General features: G+C 67.9%; 21 protein-coding genes. 10 read left to right on the top strand and 11 right to left on the bottom strand.

Features of this window, described 5'->3' with window-relative positions; all coding sequences use genetic code 11:
- Positions 1 to 14 precede the first annotated feature (14 nt).
- On the top strand, positions 15 to 143 hold the full coding sequence (locus tag ACLJOO_RS35005; protein ID WP_410791961.1) for a hypothetical protein: 129 nt from the start codon (positions 15 to 17) through the stop codon (positions 141 to 143).
- Between the two features lie 63 nt (positions 144 to 206).
- Here ACLJOO_RS35005 and ACLJOO_RS35010 read toward each other — a convergent pair whose 3' ends face one another.
- Positions 207 to 509, bottom strand: a complete 303-nt coding sequence (locus tag ACLJOO_RS35010; protein ID WP_410791962.1) for a class I SAM-dependent methyltransferase — start codon at positions 507 to 509, stop codon at positions 207 to 209.
- Between the two features lie 39 nt (positions 510 to 548).
- Here ACLJOO_RS35010 and ACLJOO_RS35015 point away from each other — a divergent pair, with 39 nt between their 5' ends.
- The 3 genes from ACLJOO_RS35015 (at position 549) to ACLJOO_RS35025 (ending at position 3,091) form a co-directional block, all read left to right on the top strand.
- A complete protein-coding gene (locus tag ACLJOO_RS35015; protein ID WP_410791963.1) occupies positions 549 to 767 on the top strand; it encodes a hypothetical protein in 219 nt (72 codons plus the stop codon).
- A 69-nt stretch (positions 768 to 836) separates the two neighbouring features.
- Positions 837 to 2,255: a polysaccharide lyase 6 family protein gene (locus ACLJOO_RS35020; protein WP_410791964.1), complete on the top strand. Its 1,419-nt coding sequence runs from the start codon at positions 837 to 839 to the stop codon at positions 2,253 to 2,255.
- Complete coding sequence (locus ACLJOO_RS35025; protein WP_410791965.1) at positions 2,252 to 3,091, top strand: helix-turn-helix domain-containing protein; 840 nt, start codon at positions 2,252 to 2,254, stop codon at positions 3,089 to 3,091. The genes ACLJOO_RS35020 and ACLJOO_RS35025 overlap by 4 nt, the downstream gene beginning before the upstream one ends.
- On the opposite strand, the gene ACLJOO_RS35030 is transcribed toward ACLJOO_RS35025, so the two are convergent.
- Positions 3,088 to 4,461: an MFS transporter gene (locus ACLJOO_RS35030; RefSeq protein WP_410791966.1), complete on the bottom strand. Its 1,374-nt coding sequence runs from the start codon at positions 4,459 to 4,461 to the stop codon at positions 3,088 to 3,090. The genes ACLJOO_RS35025 and ACLJOO_RS35030 overlap by 4 nt on opposite strands.
- A gap of 54 nt (positions 4,462 to 4,515) precedes the next feature.
- Complete coding sequence (locus ACLJOO_RS35035; RefSeq protein WP_410791967.1) at positions 4,516 to 5,268, bottom strand: glycerophosphodiester phosphodiesterase; 753 nt, start codon at positions 5,266 to 5,268, stop codon at positions 4,516 to 4,518.
- A gap of 25 nt (positions 5,269 to 5,293) precedes the next feature.
- Between ACLJOO_RS35035 and ACLJOO_RS35040 the strand changes: the two genes are divergently transcribed.
- Positions 5,294 to 6,421: an aminotransferase class V-fold PLP-dependent enzyme gene (locus tag ACLJOO_RS35040; protein ID WP_410791968.1), complete on the top strand. Its 1,128-nt coding sequence runs from the start codon at positions 5,294 to 5,296 to the stop codon at positions 6,419 to 6,421.
- Positions 6,418 to 7,047 (top strand): methyltransferase domain-containing protein, encoded by a 630-nt coding sequence (locus tag ACLJOO_RS35045; RefSeq protein WP_410791969.1) that lies wholly within the window; start codon positions 6,418 to 6,420, stop codon positions 7,045 to 7,047. Before ACLJOO_RS35040 ends, ACLJOO_RS35045 begins: the two co-directional genes overlap by 4 nt.
- Here ACLJOO_RS35045 and ACLJOO_RS35050 read toward each other — a convergent pair.
- The 4 genes from ACLJOO_RS35050 to ACLJOO_RS35065 are packed head-to-tail and all read right to left on the bottom strand — an operon-like array spanning position 7,037 to position 12,971.
- Positions 7,037 to 7,888 (bottom strand): carbohydrate ABC transporter permease, encoded by an 852-nt coding sequence (locus tag ACLJOO_RS35050; RefSeq protein WP_410791970.1) that lies wholly within the window; start codon positions 7,886 to 7,888, stop codon positions 7,037 to 7,039. The genes ACLJOO_RS35045 and ACLJOO_RS35050 overlap by 11 nt on opposite strands.
- Positions 7,885 to 8,811 (bottom strand): carbohydrate ABC transporter permease, encoded by a 927-nt coding sequence (locus tag ACLJOO_RS35055; protein ID WP_410791971.1) that lies wholly within the window; start codon positions 8,809 to 8,811, stop codon positions 7,885 to 7,887. Before ACLJOO_RS35055 ends, ACLJOO_RS35050 begins: the two co-directional genes overlap by 4 nt.
- 5 nt (positions 8,812 to 8,816) lie before the next feature.
- Positions 8,817 to 10,145, bottom strand: coding sequence for an ABC transporter substrate-binding protein (locus tag ACLJOO_RS35060; protein ID WP_410791972.1), 1,329 nt, complete (start codon positions 10,143 to 10,145; stop codon positions 8,817 to 8,819).
- Between the two features lie 48 nt (positions 10,146 to 10,193).
- The gene (locus tag ACLJOO_RS35065; protein ID WP_410791973.1) at positions 10,194 to 12,971 is read right to left on the bottom strand and encodes a family 78 glycoside hydrolase catalytic domain; all 2,778 of its coding nucleotides are present in this window, start codon (positions 12,969 to 12,971) and stop codon (positions 10,194 to 10,196) included.
- Between the two features lie 198 nt (positions 12,972 to 13,169).
- On the opposite strand from ACLJOO_RS35065, the gene ACLJOO_RS35070 reads away from it, so the two are divergent.
- A complete protein-coding gene (locus ACLJOO_RS35070) occupies positions 13,170 to 14,066 on the top strand; it encodes an AraC family transcriptional regulator (protein ID WP_410791974.1) in 897 nt (298 codons plus the stop codon).
- Here ACLJOO_RS35070 and ACLJOO_RS35075 read toward each other — a convergent pair.
- Positions 14,047 to 14,736 (bottom strand): TetR/AcrR family transcriptional regulator, encoded by a 690-nt coding sequence (locus ACLJOO_RS35075; RefSeq protein ID WP_410791975.1) that lies wholly within the window; start codon positions 14,734 to 14,736, stop codon positions 14,047 to 14,049. The two genes, ACLJOO_RS35070 and ACLJOO_RS35075, sit on opposite strands and share 20 nt — an antisense overlap.
- An 87-nt stretch (positions 14,737 to 14,823) precedes the next feature.
- Between ACLJOO_RS35075 and ACLJOO_RS35080 the strand changes: the two genes are divergently transcribed.
- Positions 14,824 to 16,005, top strand: coding sequence for an FAD-dependent monooxygenase (locus ACLJOO_RS35080; protein WP_410791976.1), 1,182 nt, complete (start codon positions 14,824 to 14,826; stop codon positions 16,003 to 16,005).
- On the opposite strand, the gene ACLJOO_RS35085 is transcribed toward ACLJOO_RS35080, so the two are convergent.
- Positions 15,973 to 16,431: a PGPGW domain-containing protein gene (locus tag ACLJOO_RS35085; RefSeq protein WP_410791977.1), complete on the bottom strand. Its 459-nt coding sequence runs from the start codon at positions 16,429 to 16,431 to the stop codon at positions 15,973 to 15,975. The two genes, ACLJOO_RS35080 and ACLJOO_RS35085, sit on opposite strands and share 33 nt — an antisense overlap.
- Before the next feature lie 20 nt (positions 16,432 to 16,451).
- Positions 16,452 to 18,587: a peptidoglycan DD-metalloendopeptidase family protein gene (locus ACLJOO_RS35090; protein ID WP_410791978.1), complete on the bottom strand. Its 2,136-nt coding sequence runs from the start codon at positions 18,585 to 18,587 to the stop codon at positions 16,452 to 16,454.
- A gap of 97 nt (positions 18,588 to 18,684) precedes the next feature.
- Between ACLJOO_RS35090 and lpdA the strand changes: the two genes are divergently transcribed.
- On the top strand, positions 18,685 to 20,082 hold the full coding sequence (gene lpdA / locus ACLJOO_RS35095; protein WP_410791979.1) for a dihydrolipoyl dehydrogenase: 1,398 nt from the start codon (positions 18,685 to 18,687) through the stop codon (positions 20,080 to 20,082).
- Positions 20,083 to 20,134: 52 nt separating this feature from the next.
- On the opposite strand, the gene ACLJOO_RS35100 is transcribed toward lpdA, so the two are convergent.
- Positions 20,135 to 20,530 carry a RidA family protein gene (locus ACLJOO_RS35100; RefSeq protein ID WP_410792471.1) on the bottom strand — a complete coding sequence of 132 codons (396 nt, stop codon included), beginning with the start codon at positions 20,528 to 20,530 and terminating at the stop codon, positions 20,135 to 20,137.
- Positions 20,531 to 20,589: 59 nt separating this feature from the next.
- Between ACLJOO_RS35100 and ACLJOO_RS35105 the strand changes: the two genes are divergently transcribed.
- Positions 20,590 to 21,573 (top strand): helix-turn-helix transcriptional regulator, encoded by a 984-nt coding sequence (locus tag ACLJOO_RS35105; RefSeq protein WP_410791980.1) that lies wholly within the window; start codon positions 20,590 to 20,592, stop codon positions 21,571 to 21,573.
- The last annotated feature ends 14 nt before the right edge of the window (positions 21,574 to 21,587 follow it).

A 21,587-nucleotide genomic window follows, 5' to 3' on the forward strand; every position in this document is an offset into this window, starting at 1 on the left:
GATTCCCAGGCCGCGTGATCCGGTCAGGTTCGGGTGGCGGTGAGGGCTACGGCGACGGAATCGAGGGTGAAGCTGCCGCCGGCGGCGTCGATGGCAGTGGCTGTGCCTTCGAGGACGACGTCGAGCTTGCCGGCGGTGGCTAGGGGTTTGGCTATGCCGCTGGTGCGGAGTTGGTCGAGCCACTCGTAGCGGGTGTAGGTGCGGGATCAGGGGAAGGTTGCGCGCGAGATGTCGGTGAAGGCGAAGGTGCGGCCGGCTGGATCCCAGGTTTCGAAGGGGGAGACTTCGGCTTCGACTCCGGTGGAGCGTGCGTACGCCGCCATTCGGTCGTCCACGTCGACGCCGAGTACTTGGCATCCCGCCGCCTGGAGCTGACGAGACAGGATGCCGGTCCCGCATCCGACGTCGAGGAAGTCGCGACCGGGGGCCGAGCCGACGACCGCCTCGATCAAGGCGGACGGGTACGACGGTCGCGCCCGGTCGTAGAGCGCCGCCGACGCGCTGCTCACCTGGTTGCTCGACCGCAAGTCGGGCGACTGCGGGAGGCCGTGCCCACCGGCGTACCGATCCTCAGCAAGGCCGGCCAAGCCATCCGGGACTACCTCGCCGCAGAGCAGACCTACGGCCGCATCCAGCCGGACGCCAACACCGACGCACTCGGCCTGACGCTGATCGGCTCGACACACATGATGTACGCCGACCGCACGGGCACTCGCCCGACGGCCGCCGAAGTGCGCGCCTTCGTGAACTCCGTCGTGAGTCATTGACGGCTGCGCCTGGAAAGCGCTATCTTCCGACGAAATCGGTCTCAAAAAGTACAAATCTGGGGATGAGACATGGATCGTCGTACCTTCCTCGCAGCCACCGGTCTGGTCGGAGTGGGCGTGACCGCGGCGCGGCCGGCCATGGCGGGCACCCGCGGCCGCCTCGTGCACTCGCTCGACGAACTCCGGGCCGCGATCGTCCGCGCGACGCCGGGCACTGTGATCACGATTGCCAACGGCACCTACGACGTGGCGGCCCCGATCACGATCACCGGCAAGCGCGGCACCCGCGACGAGCCGATCGTCGTACGGGCGGAATCGGTCGGCGGTGTCGTGCTGACCGGCGAGCAGAGCTTCGTGCTGAGCGGATCGGCGGACGTCACGATCAGCGGGTTCGCGTTCCGGCAGCGTACGACGCTGGACGTACCGCCGGACTGCCGTCGGATCCGGCTCACCCGCAACGACTTCCAGTTGGCCGACATCGAGGGTGTGCACTGGGTGATGGTGCGCGCGGACTACTCGAAGGTCGATCGCAACGAGTTCCACGGCAAGTCCACGCTCGGCATCTACCTCGGCATCGAGGGCGCCGGGACGGACGGGATGGCCCAGGGGGTGCACATCACCCGCAACTACTTCCGCGACCACACGTTCGCCGGCGACAACGGCGGCGAGCCGATCCGGCTCGGGGTCAGCCCGCGGGCGCTGTCGACGGCCGGTGCGGTCGTCGAGTTCAACCTGTTCGAGCGCGCGAACGGCGACCCGGAGGCGATCTCGGTGAAGTCGTCGGGCAACACGATCCGGCACAACACGATCCGGGACAGCCTGGGCGGCATCGTGCTGCGGCACGGCAACGCGACCCGGGTCGAAGGCAACTATCTGCTGTCGGGGGAGAACGGGATCCGGATCTACGGCAACGACCACCTGATCGTCAACAACTACGTCGAGCGGATCAGCGGCGCCGGCGTCGTACTGGGCAGCGGCAGCGTCCGGGACCACTACCCCGGCGAGCCGGCCGACTCCCGGCGCGGCAACGATGCGCCGGATCGGGTGCGGATCGCGCTGAACACCGTGCTCGACTGCGAGTCCGCCCTCAGCGGCGAGAGTCACCGGACCCTCCCGCCGCTCGACTGCGCGGTGACCGACAATCTGTTGGTGGCAGCGAACGGGCAGTTGGTGAACATGCCGTTCCAGGACGGCATCACCTGGTCAGGCAACATGCACTGGGGACAGGGCGCGGACGGCAACACACCCGCCGCCGGGTTCACCCGAGTCGACCCGCGGCTCGCGCCAGGACCGGACGGGGTACGTCGACTCACGGCAGGAAGTCCCGCGATCAACGCGGCCTCGCAGTCGTATCCGGAGGTCGCCGACGACCTGGACGGGGACCACCGGACCGGTCGCGCAGCGGATGTCGGCGCGGACGAGTACTCGGCCAGTCGTCCGACGTACCGTCCCTTGACCTCGGCCGATGTCGGACCGCAGGCCCGATGAGCACGAAGCTCGCTGTAGGCGAGCAGGAGATCATCCGGTCGTATCTGGACCGGCTCCGGCTGGACCTGGTCGTCGCGGCCCGGATCACCAAGGTGCACCGCGAGTGGTCCCGGGGTCTGATGCCGGATCCGTTCTCCCGCCTCTACCTGATCCTGGAGGGAGAGGGGCGGCTCGTCGCAGGGGATCAGGAACTCTTCCCGCGGCCCGGTGAGCTCGTCTATCTGCCGGCCGACGTGCCGGTGTCGTACGAGACGATCAGCGACAACGTCTTCCGCAAGCACTGGCTGCATTTCAACGCGCTGATCGGCGACCGGGACATCGGCGAGATGCTGACGCTGCCGTACGTCGTCCCGAGCAAGGCTCCCGAGGAAGCGGCGGCCCTGTTCGAGCAGGTCGGTGCGGCCGACCGGGACCCGCCCGGTCTCGCGACGCCGTTGCGGCTGCGGTCGGCGCTGACCGCCCTGTTCGCGCACTACCTGGACAGTGCGCCGCCCGGCTCGGTGCGGTTGTCGGAGCGGCAGACGAGCGAGCCCGGGATCGTGCAGTACATCCAGGACAATCTCTCCGCGCTGCCGAGCGTCGAGGAGCTCGCGGCCGTCTTCGGTTATGACCTGGCCGGCTTCATGCGGCATTTCCGGACCGAGTTCGGGTTGTCGCCGAAGCAGTACATCAAGCGTGCCCGGATCGAGTGGGCCCAGCGCGAGCTGACGGCGACCGCGCGCCCGATGGAGGAGATCGCGGCCGCTGTCGGGATGGATCAGTCCTACTTCTCGAAGGTGTTCCGCCAGGTGAGCTCGGTGACCCCGAGCGAGTACCGAAAGCTGTACCGGCTTTAGACCACGGTCGGTTGGGTGTTGCCGGCTTCGTCGATGCCGCGGCGCATGTCGACGCGGACCAGGAGTGCGAGGCCGACGATGAAGAAGAGGCCGAGGGCGACGATCGCGGGACGGTACGAGCCGGTGAGCTGGTGGACGAGACCGAACACGAGCGTGCCGAGCCACGACGTCCCGCGTTCGCCCGCCTGGTAGAGCGAGAAGTACTCCGCCTCGCGGCCCTTCGGGATCAGCTGGCTGAACGCCGACCGGGACAGCGCCTGCGTGCCGCCGAGCACGATCCCGATCGCCATCCCCATCGCCAGGAACGGGACGATCTGGCGCTCCGGCAGCAGGAACCCGGCGATCACGATCAGGATCCAGATCACCAGACCACCGGAGATGGTGCGATGGGCGCCGTACCGCTGGGCGAACCGGCCGAACGCCAGCGCCCCGAAGAACGCGACGAACTGGACCAGCAGGATCGTTGCGATCAGCACCTGCGTCTCGAACCCGAGCTGCTTCTCGCCGTACGTCGACGACACCGAGATGACCGTCTGGATCCCGTCGTTGAAGAACAGGTACGCGATCAGGAACAGCATCGTCATCTTGTAGCTGCGGAGATGTTTCAGCGTGGCGGCCAGCTGACCGAAGCTCTGGCGCACGAGGCTGCCGCTGCGCACCTGCACGACGTTCGTCGGCGGCCGGTTCCGCAGCCGGAGGAACGGGAAGAACGTGAAGATTCCCCACCAGAGCCCCGCACTGAGCAGGCTGAGGCGCACAGCTGTGCTCTGACTCAGACCGAGCGCGTCGTGGGCGGTGACGACCGCCAGGTTGACCAGGAGCAGCAGGAAGCCGCCGGCGTACCCGAATGCCCAGGCGCGCGACGAGACGGCGTCGCGCTGATCCGGTGGAGCGATGTCGATCAGGATCGAGTCGTACACGACCAGGGAGGAGCCGAGACACAGGTTCCCCATGAACAGCAGCAGCGCACCGAGTTGCCAGCGCCCACCGTCGACGAACACCATGCAGCACGCCGCGAGGGCACCGGCCCAGGCGAAGCCGCACATCAGCAGCTTCTTGTGCGACATCCGGTCCGCGATCGCACCGACCACCGGCAGGAACAGCGCCGACACCAGGGTCGCGACCGTCACGACGTAGAACGCGAGCGAGCCGGGGGAGATCCCGAGCCCGAGTACGTCCAGGTTCGTGTGGCACGGGTTGTCTGAGGTGCCGACGTACCCGCAGGCGGCTCTCTCCGCGACCGATGTCAGGTACGGCGCGAACAGGACGGTGCCCGTGGTGGTGACGTAGCCCGAGTTGGCCCAGTCGTAGAGACTGAATCCCCAGTACTCGCGCTTGTCGACCGCCGGCGGGGCGGAGAGGAATCCCATGCGCGGAAGTGTGTCAGGTCCGGGGTACGAAGCAACGTACCCGCGGATAACACTTCAACTCCACTGACCGCGCTCCACCAGAACGTCCTTGAGCAGGTCGGTGCGGTCGGTGATCAGGCTGTCGACACCCGCGTCGAGCATCCGGCGCATGGCGTCCGGGTCGTCGACCGTCCAGACGTGCACCTGCTTGCCGCGGGAGTGCGCGCGCTTGATCAGGCCGGGCGTGAGCACGTGGAACGCGCCGTACCGCTCCGGGATCTGCAGGCAGGCGCCACGGGCGTTCAGCGCGAACGGCAGGAAGCGGATCAGGACGATCTCCCACTCGCCGTACCCGGTGCACAACCGCGGACCGAGCAGCTTGCGGATCCGGCGTACCCGCGACTGGGAGAACGAGGACACGCAGACCCGGTCGACCGCGTTCGCCGCCCGCAGCACGTTGGCGGCCGGCTCGAGCCCGCCCTCGGCCTTGATGTCCAGGTTGAACCGGACGTCCGGGAAGTGCTCGAGCAGCTCGTCCAGGCGGGGGATCGGCTCGTGACCGTTGATCTTCGCCTTGCTGACCTCCGACCACGGCAGCTCCGCGATCACGCCGGTCCGGTCGGTGACCCGGTCGAGCTTGTTGTCGTGGAAGGCGATCACGACGCCGTCGCTGGTCGCGTGCAGGTCGGTCTCCAGGTACCGGTACCCGAGGTCGACGGCGTTCTGGAACGCGTGCAGCGAGTTCTCGTAGCCGACGTTGTCCGGGTGCTTGGCGCCGCCTCGATGAGCCATGGCGATCGGTCCGTCGTGGTCGAGGTAGGGGTACACGACTGAAAGTATGTACCGTTGCCTGGTGCTCAGTCCCCGCCCCGACCTGTGGACCCTCGATCCCGATGTGCTGCACCTCAATCACGGTTCGTACGGCGCTGTGCCGCGCCGCACGCAGGAGGTGATGGCCGGTCTCCGCGCCGAGATGGACGCCAACCCGATGGTCTGGTTCCGTACCGTCGCCGACCGGCTCACCGCGAGCCGCCTGGCGCTGGCGGCGTACCTGCAGACCGACCCGGACGGGTTCGCACTGGTCGCGAACGCGAGCGCCGGCGTGACCGTCGCGCTCCAGACGCTGCCGATCCCGGCCGGCAGCCGGATCGTGCTGACCGATCACGCGTACGGCGCGGTGCGGTTCGCGGCCGAGCGGTTCGCGAAGGCGCACGGTGCTGAGGTGGTGATCGTCGAGATCCCGATCGAGGCCGACGACGAGACCGTGGTCGCGCTGATCGCGGACCGCCTGGACGGCGCGTCGGTCCTGATCGTGGACCAGATCACCTCGGGTACGGCGAAGGTGTTCCCGATCGATGCGCTGGTGGCGGCCGCCCACGAGCGCGGCGTACCGGTCGTGGTCGACGGCGCGCACGCACCGGCGCTGATCGACGCACCCGCCGCTGCGGGCGCCGACTTCTGGACCGGCAACTTCCATAAGTGGCCGGCCGCGCCACGCGCCACGGCCGGCCTGGTCGTCGCCGAGCAGTGGCGTACGGCGTCGATGCCGCTGATCGTGTCGTGGTCGGAGTACGACGAGCGGATGCCGGAGCGCTTCGACATGCTGGGCACGTACGACTACGTGCCGTGGATCGCTGCGCCGGAGTCGCTGCGGGTCCTGGCCGACCTGGACTGGCCGACCCGTCGCCCGCAGCTGACCACGTTGGTCGAGGAGGGTGCGAAGGTCCTGGCGAAGGCGCTCGGGACCGGCGTTGCCGAGGTGGCGCACCCGCCGGCGACGATGCGCCTGGTGGAGCTGCCGTCCTCGGTCGACCTCAGCGGCGGCGACGCGCTGAAGCTGCGCGTGTCTCGCGAGCTGAAGGCCGAGATCACCCTCACCGGCTTCGACGGCCGTGGATTCATCCGGCTCTCGGCGCACGCCTACAACTCGCTCGCGGACTACGAGAAACTGTCGGAGGGCCTTCCTAAGGTTCTGGCGTGAACGATATCCAAGGGTCGTACAACGCCGCTGCCACTGACTACCACGCGATTCTGCGCGACTATCACCGCGCGGATCCGTTCGAGAAAGGTGCTCTGGACTACTTCGGGCAGCTCGTCTCGGACGGGCCGGTGGGGGATCTCGGGTGCGGCACCGGGCGGATCACGACGTACCTGGCCGGCCGGGGGATGGACGTGTTCGGGGTCGATCTGACGCCGGGGATGATCGAGGTGGCCCGGCGGGAGTACCCGGAGCTGCGGTTCGAGGTCGGGTCGCTGTTCGACCTGGACCTGAAGGACGGTGAGCTGGCCGGGGCCCTCGCGTGGTATTCGCTCGTCCACAGTCCACGCGAGGACCTTCCGGCGGTGTTCGCGGAGCTGTTCCGCGTACTGCGGCCCGGCGGCCACCTGGTGCACGGCTTCAAGGTCGGTGCCGGCAACCGCCACCTGACCAACGCCTACGGTCACGACATCGACCTCGAGGTCTACATGTACGACGTCGCGGACGTCGCCGGGCTGCTCGCGAGCGCCGGGTTCGCCGAGGTGGCGACCCTGACGCGCGCGGCGCTACCCGGCGAGAAGGACGCGGGCCAGGCGGCCCACATCGTCCGCAAACCAGCTAACCCTTGACCGCTCCGGAGGTCATACCCGCCACGATCTGCCGGTTGAAGAACAGGAACATGATCAGCGGCGGGATCGTGATCAGCAGGATGTTCATGAACAGCAGGTTGTACTGGGTCGAGAACTGGCTGTTGAAGTTGTAGAGCGTCAGCTGGACGGTCGCGTTCTGGTCCCCGGGCAGGAAGTACAGCGGGTTGGTGAAGTCGTTGAAGACGGCGACGGACTGCACCACGATGACCGTGACGATCACGGACTTCAGCAACGGGAAGATGACCCGGAAGAACAGGCCGAGCGGGCCGGCGCCGTCGATGACGGCGGCTTCGTCGAGTTCGCGCGGGATGGTGGCGACGAAGGCCCGGAAGAGCAGGATGCAGAAGGAGAGCCCGAACGCTATCTCTATCAGGATCAGGCCCGGCATCGTCTTGAACAGGCCGAGCTTCTGCAGCACCCAGATCGTCGGCACGACGGCCGGCGGGATGATCAGGCCGGAGAGGACCAGGAAATTGATGAGCCCGTTCCAGCGGCTTCTGCGGCGCTGCAGGACGAAGCCGGCCATGGCGGCCAGGATCACCATGCCGGCGACGCTGACGACGGTCAGGATGGTGCTGTTGATGAAGGCGATCACCAGCATGTAGTCGCGGGCCTTGATCACCTCGACGAAGTTCTGCACGATCCGGAACTGGTGCGGCCAGGCGAAGTTCAGGTCCGCGGACTGCTGCCGGTCCTTCACGGCGGTCAGCACGATGAACGCGAACGGGATGACGAACACCACGACCGAGGCCAGGATCGCGACCGCGCTGAGCGCCCACTTCCGGGCCGGCCGGTGGTTGACGAGCTCCGCCGTACTCACATGTCCACCTCCTTCCGGTTCAGGAACCACGACAGCGGGAGGACGATCGCGGTGACGGTGATGAACAGCACCACGTTGCCCGCGGTCGACAGACCGTAGAAGCCGGCCTGGTACTGCTTGTAGATCACCGACGCGATCACGTCCGAGGTGAATCCTGGACCGCCCTGCGTCATCGCCCAGATCAGGTCGAAGGACCGCAGCCCGCCGATCAGCGACAGGATGATGACCGTCACGGTGGCCGGCCTGGACAGCGGCAGCACGACCCGCCGGAACGTTTCCCAGGATCCGGCCCCGTCGACCCGGGCCGCCTCGATGTACTCGCGCGGAATCGACACGATCCCCGCGATGTAGATCAGCGTGGCCAGGCCGACGCCCTTCCAGACGTCGACCGCCGCGACCGACAGCAACGCCCACTTCGGGTCGGTCAGCCAGCCGGGACCGTCGATCCCGACCACGCTCAGCGCGCCGTTGATCAGGCCGCGCTCGGGGTTCATCAGCACGGTGAAGGTGAGGCCGACGCCGATCGTGGAGACCAGGACAGGGAAGAACACCACCGACCGAAGGTAGCCGCGAGCAACGATCTGCGAGGTGAGCAGGACGGCGAGCAGCAGCCCGAGCACCACCTTCGAGCCGGACGTGACGACGGCGTAGAGCAGGGTGTTGGTGAAGCCCTTGACCAGCGCGGGCTCCTGGAAGAACAGCTTGAAGTTGTCCAGCCCCACGAACTTCGAGTCGAACAGACTCCAGCGGGTCAGGCTGAAGTACAGCGAGGCGAACGTCGGGACGAGGAACAGGACGCTGTAGATGATCGCGGACGGGAGGAAGAACCAGTTCGAGTACGGGCGGTACACCTTCGCCCCGCCCGCGGCGACGGCCTTGGCGGCGTCGCCGCGGGCACGCGGGCGGATCGAGGTGATGGCCACGGACCTCACCAGCCTGCCAGTCCGAGCTGCTGCGCCTGCTTCTTCACGTCCTCGTCGTACCGGGCGGCGCCGTCCTTCGCCTTCCGGATCCCCGAACCGACCTCGACGGTGATCTGCGAGAGCGACGGGCCCTTGACCGGCGACACGAACTCCAGCGCGAGGCTGGACGCGCCCGGCTTGTCGAGGTACGGCTGCATGTCCTTGATGGCTTGCGGTACGTCGGCCGGCAGCGTGCATCCCTTGATCGCGTACGGACCGGTCGGTGCCCCGGACGTGGCCTGCGACTTGCAGCCGTCGGGGCTGGCGATGAAGGCGAGGAACTTCTTGGCCGCGTCCAGTTTGGCGCCGGTCGTGGTCTTCGGGATGTAGTTGGCGCCCGGGGTCCACACGGTCAGGCCGTTCTTGCTCGCGTCGTCACCAGGCAGCGCGAACAGCCCGACGTTCTCTTTCGCGTCGGGGTAGGTGGCCATCATGTTGTCGACCACGCCGGACAGGATCGGGTACTGCGCGCCTTTGCCGGTGGCAAGCATCTTGAGCCCGTCCGGCAGCTTGGCCGAGGCGAAGTCCTTGTTCTCGAATCCGGCGTCGTGGACGGCCTCGGTGTGCTCGAAGCCCTTCAGCGCGGCCGGCGACGTCGCGTACTTCGCCTCGTTCTTGGTGTACTTGTCGGCGAAGTCCGGCTCCGCGGCCGCGACGTTGTGGAAGTCGCCGAGGACGAACAACTGCGCGGTCCAGGTCTCGCCGTACGTCTGGATCACCGGCGCGATCCCGGCCGCCTTGATCTTTGCGCTGTTCGCCATGAACTCGGCCCACGTCTTCGGCGGCGTCAGCCCGAGCCGTTTGTAGATCGGGATGTTGTACAGCACCGCTCCGCCCATGAACCCGCCGACGGGCACGCCGTACACCTGGCCGTCGGCGGTCACAGTGTTCTTGAAGTTGTCGTCCATGGTGCCGATGTAGGGCTGGTCGCTGAGGGAGACCAGGTTCTTCTGCGGCGCGATCGCCTGGAAGAGCGACCCGGTGTTGTAGTTGAACACCTCCGGCATGTCGCCGGTGGACAGCCGGGTCTTGACGATGTTGTCGCCCTCGGTGCCGGCCGGCCGGGTCTCGATCTTGATCGTGATGCCGGCGTTCTTCGCGGTGAAGTCCTTCACCAGTTGCTTGGCGTCCTTCAGATCTTGATCCTGATTGCCGATCAGGTAGGTGATCTCGACCGCGCCGTTGCCACCGGCGTCGTCGCTGGATCCGAGACTGCCCGCGCTGCACGCGGCAAGGGTTAGGGAACAGACAGCCAGCAGTGCGAGTCCGCTGGCTCCTGGGCGGAACCTCATCATGACCTCCAAGGGATGTGAATCGCGGCAGCGGGGCGGTCGGTGAGTGGGCTAGTGGTTGAGTCGCGCGTCGAGCTCGGCCTGCAGGGCCTGGGCGTTCGGGTTCTTGCGGAAGCGGCCGAGCACGGGGATGAGCTCCGCGGCCGGCTTGTCGAGGTAGCGCTCCAGACGGACGGCGAGATCGGTGTCGGCGGCAACCACCTCGTCCTTGACGGCGGCCGCGACGATCGCGGTCCACGCCGGTGCGTTGTCGACGAGCTGGCGGATCGTGGCGTCGGCGGGCACGCCCGGCGTCTCGGCGTACGGGTCGTCGGCGGTCCACTCGTGGGTTCCGTGACCGACCTCGACCGGTTCGTCCTGTCCGGGTACGGCGACACTGGCCTTGGACCCGACCGGCACCGTCACGGAGAGGGTGACCTGACCGTTGTCGCGGGCCCACGCCACGGCCGCCTCGCCGTACGGCGTGAGGTGTTTGGCCGATGCCTTCGTCAGGTGCTCGGTGACGAGCGGACGTACCTCGAAGGTCCGGTAACCGGGATCGACCGCGGCCAGGCCCGCCACCCGGCGGTGCATCCAGTCGGCGACCGCGCCGAGCGCGTAGTGGTTGAACGACGTCATCTCGCCGGGGTTGATGCTGCCATCGGGCAGCATGCTGTCGTAGCGTTCCCAGACCGTCGTGGCTCCCATCGTCACTGCGTACAGCCAAGACGGGCAACCTGTCTGTAGCAGGAGGCGGTATGCCAGGTCAGGATGTCCGGTATCGGCCAGCGCGTCCGAGATCAGCGGCGTTCCGACGAAACCGGTACTGATCCGGAAACTCGACGTCCGGACGAGATCGGCGAGGCGCTCGCCGGCGCCGCGCCGCTGGGTGTCGGTCGGCAGCAGGGCCCACTGCAGGGCGAGTGCGTAGGTCGTTGCCGCGTCGCTCAGTACCCGGCCGCCGGCGGTGACGTACTCGGTGGCGAACGCCTGCCGCACGCCGTCGGCCAGAGTGGCGTACTGACGGGCGACGTCGGGCTGGCCGACGATTTCGGCGGCCTGCGCGACGACCTCGGCCGAGCGGGCCAGGTGCGCGGTCGCGACCACGTCGGCGTCGGCCTTGGCCTTGAACGCGTTCTCCGGGGGAGCCGTCGGGTCCAGCCAGTCACCGAACTGGAAGCCGCCGGACCAGAGCAGGTTGCTGCCGGCCAGGTCGGCCATCTTGTCGACCCACGCGCGCATGCTCGGCAGCTGCCGAGCGAGCAGGCCGGCGTCGCCCGTGCGCTGGTAGATCACCCAGGGCACGATCGTTGCCGCGTCACCCCAAGCCGCCGTGGCCGGGTGCTCGTCCCTCAGGACGTCCGGGATGACGTACGGGACGGATCCGTCCTTTTGCTGCTCGGCCGCCAGGTCGGCGAGCCAGTTGGTGAGGAAGCCGGCGGTGTCGAACAGGAAGGTCGCGCTCGGCGAGAAGACCTGAATGTCGCCGGTCCAGCCGAGGCGCTCGTCGCGCTGCGGGCAGTCGGTCGGTACGTCGACGAAGTTGCCGCGCATTCCCCAGACCACGTTCTCGTGGAACTTGTTGAGCAGCTCGTCGGACGATTCGAACCAGCCGGTGCGGCGCAGGTCGGTGCCGACGACGACGGCGACGATGTCGTCCTTCGAGAGAGCGCTCACTCCCGTGACTTCGGCGTACCGGAAGCCGTGGAAGGTGAGCGGCGAGTCGAGGGTCACCTCGTCCGGTCCGGCGAGGATGTAGGTGTCGGTCGCCTTCGCGGTGCGCAGCGGGCGGACGCCGAGCTCGCCGTTCTCCAGCACCTCCGCGTGCCGCAGGACGATCTCGTCGCCCTCGGCCTGGCCGCGGACCGTGAGGCGGACGCGGCCGACGAGGTTCTGGCCGAAGTCGACGAGGGTCTTGCCTGCTGGGGACGTGGTGATCTCGATCGCGGGCAGGACGTCGGTGATCCGGACCGGCGGGCCGTCGGGAGCGACGAGCAGGTTCAGGTCGGCGTCGAGAACGTCCACCAGAGAGCGCTCTCCGGGTTTCTTGCGCAGATCGGTGGTCTGGCCGTCGTACAGGTCGTCGGCGAGGACGTTGCTCTCCCGGGAGGTCCAGGTGCCGTCACTCGCGAACGTGTGGACCTGCCCGTCCTCGGTGGTGACCTCGAGCTGGGCGAGGACCGCGAGGCGCTCGCCGTACAGCTGCTTCTGGTCCTGGAAGCCGATGCGGCCGCGGTACCAGGCGTTGCCGACGAGGAACTCGAGCGTGTTCTCACCAGGTCGAACAAGCTCGGTCACGTCGTACGTCTGGTAGCGGAGCCGGAACTGGTACGACGTCCAGCCGGGCGCGAGCTCCTCGGTCCCGACCCGCTGCCCGTTGAGCTCGGGGATGTAGATGCCGTACGACGTCGCGTACAGGCGGGCCTTCACGACGCCGTCGGGGAGGTCCGCGGTGCCGGCGATCAGGGGAGCGGGGGAGCCGTGCGGGTTGTTCTTCGGGCTGACGAACCGGGCGGTCCAGTCGTCCGGCGAGAGCAGCCCGGTCTCGAGCGTTGCGGGCTCGCTCCATTCGCTCCAGTCTTCGTTGCCGCGGACGCGGACCCGTACCTGCGCGGATTCGCGCGACGTGAGCGCCGCACCCGGCCAGGGCACCAGGACCTGGTCGGGGGACTGGACGGTGAAGACTTCAGTGGTTCCGGTGGTGATCTCGACCTCGTACGCCGTCTGCGCGTAGCCGGCGTCCGCGGCCGGGACCTGCCAGGAGATCCGCGGGCTCGCGGTGCCGATGCCCAGTACGGGTGCGGGCTGATGCTCGAAGCGGAGGGCGGTGGGTGCAGCGAGATGCGACATGAGACTCCAACCAGGGCGCTGATCAGGACGGTATGTGAAACGATTCATAAGGTGCTCTGACAAAACGCTCGATCTTTGGCTGATGGACCGGCGAGGACGTTTCGCCTGTTCCCCGATCCTGCGACCGGTAGTCGCCGGCTACTAGCCCGATGTGCACTCGATCTAGCACGATCTGCACTTCGGCTCGTATCGTGACCTATGGCCGATGAGCCGGTGAGGACCCGCGGGACCGTGCTGCACTTCGTCGAAGGGACGGTGGTGCACGCGGGTCCGCACCTGCACGAAAAGGCGCACCCGCTGCACACGCACAGCTTCTTCGAGCTGGTGCTCGTCACCGGCGGTGAAGGCGTCCATCACAGCCTCGCCGGACGCCAGCGGTTGCAGGCCGGCGACGCGATCCTGCTGCGTCCGGGGGTCTGGCACGAGTACGTCGACTGCGACGGACTCGAGGTCTACAACTGCTGTTTCTCCGCCGACCTGGTCCGGCGTGAGCTCGCCTGGGCGCGCGAGGATCCCTTGCTGGGTTACCTGTTGTGGACCGGGCCGTTCTCGGCGCAGCGCCGCGGGATGATCGGCACGCATCTCGATCCGGCGACCGTGCAGGAGGCGGTCGGCCACCTCGACGGATTGCGCCGGCTACGGAACCAGCCGTTGAGCCGGCACCGCGGCGAGGTGATCGGCTGGCTGTCGTTGTATCTCAGTTGTGTCGCGCGAACGGTCGCGGAGACCGAGGAGCGTGGCGAGTACACCCATCCGGCCGTCGTCGACGCGATGCGGATGATGGAGGCCGATCCGGCCCGGCACTGGACGCTGACCGATCTCGCGGGGGAGTTGCACCTCGCGCCCGGGTACCTGGTCCGCCTGTTCAAGTCGGTCACCGGACTGCCGCCGATGGCGTACCTGTCGCGGCACCGCGTCGAACTCGCGGCCGACCGCCTGCTGCACACCGACCTGCCGATCAACCGGATCGGGGAGTCGGTCGGCTGGCCCGACCAGAACTACTTCGCCCGCCGGTTCAAGTCGCACTACGGGCTGTCCGCATCGGTCTATCGGCAACGTTTCAATGGAATCCGGCTCAGCCCGTCCGGTCACTGATCAGCAGCTCCAGGCCGTCCAGGATCCGCGCCAGGCCGAACTCCAGACCCTGGTTCTCGCTGCCCGCCGACGTACGCATCGCGGTGGTCAGATGGGGGAACCGGTCGGCCTCGGTGGCGAGGATCTCGGCGAGCGACTGCTGCATGTCCTCCTCGGTCAGTCCGGTCGTGTGCCCGGGGAAGGTCGTGGACTGCTGCGCGATGTTCCGGACGTGACTCGTGATCACCAGGATCGAGTCCAGTTGCTCGCCGCCGCTCAGTTCGGCGCCGGCCAGCGCCGCGACGCCGCGCTCCATCCAGGCGAGTTCGTTCGGGCCGAGCAGGCGGCGACCGATGGTGGACTGCAGCAGCCACGGGTGCCGCGTGAATCCGTCGTACAGGTCGATGGCCCACATGCGCAGGGCCTCGCGCCACGGTAGGTCGGGACGGTCCGGCGGGCCGCCCATCGCCAGGTCGCTCATCACCGCGACCAGCTCGGTCTTGCCGGGGACGTACCGGTAGAGCGCCATCTTCGTGACCGGGAGCTCGCCGGCGACGCGTTGCATCGAGACCGCGTCGAGGCCCTCGGCGTCCGCGATCGTGATCGCGACCTCGGCAATGGCGGTCAGCGTGATGGCCGGCTTCGGGCCGCGCGTCCGGGCCGGTTCCTTGCCCCAGAGCAGTTCGGTCATCGCGTTCCTTACTCAATCGACTTGAACTGTGTCTACCATACACATTACTGTGTCCGGCAGACACAGTTACTCTCGATGGAGGCGACGATGAAGGTTCTGGTTTCGGGTGCGAGCGTGGCGGGCCCCTCGGTGGCGCTCTGGCTGGGCCGTGCGGGACACGACGTGACAGTGGTCGAGATCGCGCCCGCGCTCAGGAAGGGCGGGTATGCGGTGGACTTCCGCGGTGAGGTGTTCACGACCGTCCTGGAGCGCATGGGCGTGCTCGAGGACCTGCGGTCACTGCAGACCGGCGGGAACGCAATGCGGTTCGTCGACGAGTCCGGACGGAAGCTGATGCGGCTGCCGGCCGAGTTCGCCGGCGGTGAGCTGGAGGTACTGCGGGCGGATTTGTCGCGGGTGTTGTACGAGCACAGCCGCGAGCAAGCGACGTACCGCTTCGCAGACTCGATCGCCTCGCTGCACGAGCACTCCGACGGCGTGGACGTGCGGTTCGAGAGTGGCATCGAGGAGACGTACGACCTGGTGATCGGCGCGGACGGGATGCATTCCGTCGTACGGCGGCTGGCGTGGCGGGCGGAGCAGGTCGTGGAGCGGCACCTCGACTACTACGTGGGCGGCTGGGAGGTGCCGAACACGCTGGGGATCTCCGGTGACACGCTGATGTACAACGTGCCCGGGAAGCTCGCGAGCGTCGGCCCGGACCGTCGCGATCCGGCGCTGGCGGGGACGCTGTTCGTGTTCAAGTCGCCGAAGCTGGAGTACAACCGGCGGGACCTGGACCAGCAGAAGGCCATCCTGCTGGAGCAGTTCAGCGGCCTCGGCTGGCACGTCCCGGAGCTGCTCGCAGCGTTGCCGGCGGCAACGGAGCTGTACTTCGACTCGATCAGTCGGGTCCGCGTGGACCACTGGTCGACCGACCGGATCGTGCTGCTCGGCGACGCGGGGTACGGCGCGACGTTCGGAGCGCTTGGCACCGGTACGGCGGTGGTCGGCGCCTACGTACTGGCCGGAGAGCTGGCGCAGGGCGACTTGCGGACCGCGTTCGACCGGTACGAGGAGCGGCTTCGGAAGGCCGTCTCGAAGACGCAGGACGGCAGCCGCTCGGGTCAGTTCATGGCGCCGGCGACCCGGTTCGGGATCGCGGCGCGGAACAAGATCCTCGACCGGCCGTTCTTCCTGAACCAGATGCTCAAGATGGCCCAGAACATGAGTGAACTCGTCGAACTGCCGCCGTACTCAGTGCAGCAGGGGCAGTTTGTGCAGGAATGACTCCCACGAGTCGGGCAGCCAGCCCGGCACGCCGAGCACGGCCATGTACAGCCAGATCGCGACGAGCACGCAGAGGAACAGCGCCAGCGTCCCGAGCGCCTTCAGCCAGGCGGGCCGTTTGCCGGTCCAGGCGGTGAGCGCCTTCACCCAGTCCTTGACCCGGTACAGCAGTCGCTGGGCCCACTCGAACTCGCTCGCGAGCACGGCGAGACCCGCGATGAACAACGGGATCCCACCCGGTCCCGGCAGCCAGCCGGTCAACGGCGCGGCAATGATCAGCAGTCCGCCGAGAACGCCCACGCCGATGCGGTAGAACAGCAACTTCTTCGGATTCTCGCGAATCCGCCTCCGCCATTCCCACCGGTCGTCCGCTGCATCGAGCGTGATGTTGTGATCGGTGCGGTCGGGACTCTGTTTCTCGGCCACGCCACCAGACTACCGGGCGCCTAGGCAGCGGCCGGGTTGCCGAACTCCCAATGCCACGGCTCTTCCCGGTTACCGCCCTGGTCGGCCCAGGCCGGGTGCAGCCAGCCGTACGCCGACGCGTGCGACTTCATCCACTGGTATTGGGTGGTGTTGTACTTGTCGACGCCGCCGCACAGGTCGACCGCGACGCCCCAACCGTGGTTGGACGTGCCCGGGAGCGCGGCCAGGGAGGGCTTGCGCTGGTAGAGGCTGACCTGGGACGCGTACGAACGGTAGGAGTCGGTGATGCACAGTGACTTGCCGAACTGCGCTCGGTAAGCACCGGCGAGCTTGAGGTACGCCGCAGCGGCGTCGCACCTGAGGCTGTGACCGGACCCGATCGCGCACAGCTTGCCGGACGGAATCATGCCGTTGCTGTAGCCGCCCCACCCGGTGCTCGCGGACCCGGTCGCCAGGAACGGCATCGGGTTGACGGGATCGCCGCCGAGCCGGACCTCGAAGTGCAGGTGCGGCCCGGTCGAGTTGCCTTCGGTGCCGACGGCACCGATCTGCTGCCCGGCCGTCACCTGTTGCCCGTCCGCGACGTCGACCCGGCTCAGGTGGGCGTAGAGCGTCTCCAGCCCGTTGCCGTGGTCGATCCGCACCAGGTTGCCGGCCCAGGCGGGGTGCTCGACGCGTACGACGCCGGAGGTCACCGCGCGGACCGTCGTACCGACCGCGGCCGGGAAGTCCTGGCCGGTGTGGAATCCGGTCGACCACATGGACCCCGACTGACCGAACGGCGTACCGATGTCGTAGGTCCCGTCCGGCAGCGGCCAGGTCCAGGAGCCGGAGCCGACGTCGTACGACGTGGCCGTGTTGCCGCACCGGAACGCGTACGCCTCGGATGTGGCGACCGGCGCGACCTGGGGCTTGGTCGGGGCGCCGAGGGTCGGGCGGAGCGCGGCGTACAGGTTGTCGGGGACCGTGGTGACGACGACCGAGCCCTTCGACTCGTCGGCGGCGATCATCTCGCCGTTGTCGAGCGCGATGCCGATGTGGACGAGGCCGAGCGACTTGCTGCCCATGACGAGCAGGTCGCCGGGCTGGATCTGCGCGTTCGGGACGGCCTGGTAGTCCGGGTAGACCTTGCCGACCAGGTTCGGCAGGGTCGTGTACGGCTGCCACGCGACGCGGGCCGCACCGAGGCAGCCGTACGTGTCCGGGCCGGTGGCGGCAACGCCGTACGGCTTCCCGACCAGGCTGAAGGCCTGATTGACCGCCCGGATCGTCTCGGCCGACATCACGCGCACAGTTCGGCCGGCGACAGCCACCGACGCGACACCAGGGACGGCTGCACCGCGGCGCGTCAGCGGTGCGAGCCCGGTCGGCAGTTTGCTCGGGTTCTTGAGTACGGCGGCGGCCGGGGGAGTGACCTTCGTTGCCGCGAGCTCGGTCAGGTAGGTCTGCCAGCGTCCGAGCGCCTGCTGGTTACGCGCGATCTGGAGTTGCTTCGAGAGCGCGGAGGCGACATCGAGATCGGCGGTCTGGTCGGCCATCGCCGCGGATGCGCTGGCGGCCTTGTGCTGCACCTGGTTGCTGAGCTCCTGAGCCTTGGCGGCGGCCTCGTTCGCGGCGGCGCGCTTCGTGGTCGCGTCCGCCTTGAGCCGGTTGGACTCGGCTTCGGCGGCCATGGCCTTGTTGTACTGCGACACCTGGGTGCTGCCGAGCTGGGTGATCGCGGTCTGCCGGTCGGCGATCTCCTGGAGGTTCTCGGCGACCGGGGCGAGCGACCAGAGCATCGACTCGGTGCCCATCACGGTAGGGATGCCCAGCTGGTACGCCTGCGCGGTGATCACGCCGAGCCGGCGGCGCTCCTCGTCGGACAGGCCCTTGGAGGCCGCCGCACTGGCTTCCGCCTTCTTCGCGGCCGTCTCGGCGGCTTGGGCCTCCTTCAGCGCCTTCGTGTAGGCGATCGTCGCCTTGGCGAAGTCGGCCTGAACGGCCGCAGCCTCGGCCTGGAGCTGCTCGAGCGAGCGGTTGACGTCGGTCACGGAGGCAGGCGGCGGCTGAGTGGTCGAGGGCGTGGGATCGTCGGCGTACGCGGGCAGCGCCACCACTGCCAGCAACGTGCCGAGTGCCGCGAGTCGCAGCCCACGGCGTCTGCCCAGATCCATCCGTCCCCCATGCCGCATTTGTCCGTACGGCGCCTCACGCGCCAGCCCAGCGTAGGCGGCGTACGGTCCTTACGGAACCCCGGCTAAAATCCAGCTCATGGCCTCGCACTTTGACGTTGTTGTCCTCGGCGCCGGTCCCGGTGGGTACGTCGCGGCGATCCGCGCCGCCCAGCTCGGGCTCAAGACCGCCATCATCGAGAAGAAGTACTGGGGCGGTGTCTGCCTGAACGTGGGCTGTATCCCGTCCAAGGCGCTGCTGCGGAACGCCGAGCTGTCGCATATCTTCCGGACGGAGGCGAAGACCTTCGGCATCAGCGGCGAGGTGACCTTCGACTTCCCGACCGCGGTGCAGCGCAGCCGAAAGGTCGCGGACGGCCGGGTCAAGGGCGTCCACTTCCTGATGAAGAAGAACAACATCACCGAGTTCGACGGCTGGGGCTCGTTCACCGACGCCAACACCCTCGACGTGACGCTGAACGACGGCTCGTCGGAGACCGTCACGTTCGGCTCCTGCATCGTGGCGACCGGCGCGACCACCAAGCTGCTGCCGGGCACGCAGCTCAGCGAGCGCGTGGTGACCTACGAGGAGCAGATCCTCACCGAGGACCTGCCCGGATCGATCGTGATCGCCGGCGCCGGTGCGATCGGTGTCGAGTTCGCGTACGTGCTGGCGAACTACGGCGTGAAGGTGACGATCGTCGAGTTCCTCGACCGGGTCGTCCCGCTGGAGGACATCGAGGTCTCCAAGGAGCTCGCGAAGGCGTACAAGAAGCTCGGCGTCGACGTGCTGACCGGCACCCGGGTCGACTCGATCGACGACTCCGGTGACAAGGTCAAGGTCACCGTCACGGGTAAGGACGGCGCCCAGAAGACGCTGGAGGCCGACAAGGTCCTGCAGGCGATCGGCTTCCAGCCGCGGGTCGACGGCTACGGCCTGGACAAGATCGGCGTCCAGCTGACCGAGCGCGGCGCGATCGGCATCGACGGCTTCTGCCGGACCAACGTGCCGAACATCTTCGCGATTGGCGACGTGACGGCGAAGCTGATGCTCGCGCACGCCGCTGAGGCGATGGGCGTGATCGCGGCCGAGACCATCGCCGGGCACGAGACGATGGAGCTCGACTACAAGATGATCCCGCGGGCGACGTTCTGCCAGCCGCAGATCGCCAGCTTCGGGTGGACCGAGGAAGAGGCCCGGCTGGAGGGCTTCGACGTCAAGGTCGCCAAGTTCCCGTTCACCGCGAACGGCAAGGCCCACGGCCTCGGCGACCCGACCGGCTTCGTCAAGGTGATCAGCGACAGCAAGTACGGCGAACTCCTCGGCGCGCACCTCATCGGCCCCGAGGTCACCGAGCTCCTCCCCGAGCTCACCCTCGCCCAGAAGTGGGACCTGACCACCAAGGAACTGGCCCGCAACGTCCACGCCCACCCGACACTGAGCGAGGCGTTGCAGGAGGCCTTCCACGGCCTCGAAGGCCACATGATCAACTTCTAGCCGGAGTGGGGAGGATTTCGTGCCGTTCTGGGTACAAAATCCTCCCCAACACTTAGGCGACTGCGGTTGCCTCGAGTTCGACCAGTTGGCCGGGGATGGCTAGGCGGGTTACGCCGAGCATTGTGGTGGTGGGGGCGACGCCGGCGGCGGCCAAGCGGGACGCCAGTACGCCGTAGTGGGGGAAGAGCAGGTCGACGTCTGTGGTGTAGACGTTGAGGCGGACGAGGTTTGTGAGGGACATGCCGGCCTCGGTGAGTACTGCCTCCAGGTTGTCCAGGCTCAGCTTGAGCTGCGCGGGGAGGTCGCCGTCGTGCTCGGGTTTGCCGTCGGGGTTCATCGCGGTCTGACCGGAGCAGTACAGGGTTCGGGTGTGGCCTTGAACCAGTTCGCCTTGGTTGAAGCCCAGCTCCAGGGACCACGGCACCGGGTTGACTGCGGTTCGTTCAATCGTCATGGCGGCGAGCTTTCCAAGAAATCACGACATCCTTGGTCAGGTATTGTTTTCGCGTGCGCGCCGACCGGTTGGTCTCGCTGGTGCTGCTCCTGCGTCAGCGGGGTCGGCTGACGGCGGATGTGCTGGCAGCCGAGCTGGAGGTGTCGACCCGCACCGTGCTGCGGGACATCGAAGCGTTGTCGGCGGCCGGCGTACCGGTGTACGCCGAGCGCGGGCGGCACGGCGGATTCGCGTTGCTGCCAGGCTTCCGGACCGAGCTCACCGGGCTGAATCACGACGAGGCGCTGGCTTTGCTGACGGCCGGGTCGGGGGTTTTCGGTCTGGGCTCGGCGCTTGCCTCGGCAATGCGCAAGGTGGTCGACGCGCTTCCCGAAAGCCATCGGACCACCGCGAGCGAGGCAGCCCAGCGAATCCTCGTCGACCCCGAGACCGATCTGCTCTCCCGTCGCCTCATCACGCAAGAGGTGCCCGACGTCACGATGCTCGAGGTTCGCCGCGCGGTGCTGGCTGGCCACAAGCTGCGCATCCTGTACGCCGCCACCGACCAGGAGCCGCAGTGGCGCACGGTCGACCCGATCGGCCTGGTCACCGTCCGGGACCGGGGCTACCTACTGGCGCGAAGATCCGGCGAGGACCGCACCTACCGACTCTCGCGAATGCAAGCCGCCGAAGAACTCCCCGAACCCGCCGAGCGCCCGAACCAGGTCGATCTGGACCGCATCTGGCGCGACCGCTCCGCCCAGTTCCTCGCCGACGGCCACCTCACCGTCCTGGTCCGGGTAAATCCGGTACGCCGCGAAGACCTCCTGAACGCGGCAGTGGCTGTCCGAGCCGAAGCGCCTGACCGCGACGGCTGGCTCCGCCTCGAACTGACCTTCGAAGACTCATGGCACGCCGAATGGGCTCTATGGCAACTGGGCGCCAACGCTGAAGCCCTGGCGCCCCAATCCCTCCGAACCGCCCTGCACAGCCGAGCCGCCACTATGGCTACCCGCTACGAGACACCGATTGACAACCCGGATATCCCTTGTGGATAAGGCGTCTGGGCTCG

Origin of the sequence: Kribbella sp. C-35 (assembly GCF_046549195.1) — a bacterium.
Taxonomy (GTDB): Bacteria; Actinomycetota; Actinomycetes; order Propionibacteriales; family Kribbellaceae; genus Kribbella.

Excerpts from the sequence above, each read along its gene's own strand:
- ACLJOO_RS35020 (WP_410791964.1), top strand. The coding sequence starts at position 837 with ATGGATCGTCGTACCTTCCTCGCAGCCACCGGTCTGGTCGGAGTGGGC.
- ACLJOO_RS35025 (WP_410791965.1), top strand. The coding sequence starts at position 2,252 with ATGAGCACGAAGCTCGCTGTAGGCGAGCAGGAGATCATCCGGTCGTAT.
- ACLJOO_RS35030 (WP_410791966.1), bottom strand. The coding sequence starts at position 4,461 with ATGGGATTCCTCTCCGCCCCGCCGGCGGTCGACAAGCGCGAGTACTGG.
- ACLJOO_RS35060 (WP_410791972.1), bottom strand. The coding sequence starts at position 10,145 with ATGATGAGGTTCCGCCCAGGAGCCAGCGGACTCGCACTGCTGGCTGTC.
- ACLJOO_RS35065 (WP_410791973.1), bottom strand. The coding sequence starts at position 12,971 with ATGTCGCATCTCGCTGCACCCACCGCCCTCCGCTTCGAGCATCAGCCC.
- ACLJOO_RS35070 (WP_410791974.1), top strand. The coding sequence starts at position 13,170 with ATGGCCGATGAGCCGGTGAGGACCCGCGGGACCGTGCTGCACTTCGTC.
- ACLJOO_RS35075 (WP_410791975.1), bottom strand. The coding sequence starts at position 14,736 with ATGACCGAACTGCTCTGGGGCAAGGAACCGGCCCGGACGCGCGGCCCG.
- ACLJOO_RS35080 (WP_410791976.1), top strand. The coding sequence starts at position 14,824 with ATGAAGGTTCTGGTTTCGGGTGCGAGCGTGGCGGGCCCCTCGGTGGCG.
- ACLJOO_RS35090 (WP_410791978.1), bottom strand. The coding sequence starts at position 18,587 with ATGGATCTGGGCAGACGCCGTGGGCTGCGACTCGCGGCACTCGGCACG.
- lpdA (WP_410791979.1), top strand. The coding sequence starts at position 18,685 with ATGGCCTCGCACTTTGACGTTGTTGTCCTCGGCGCCGGTCCCGGTGGG.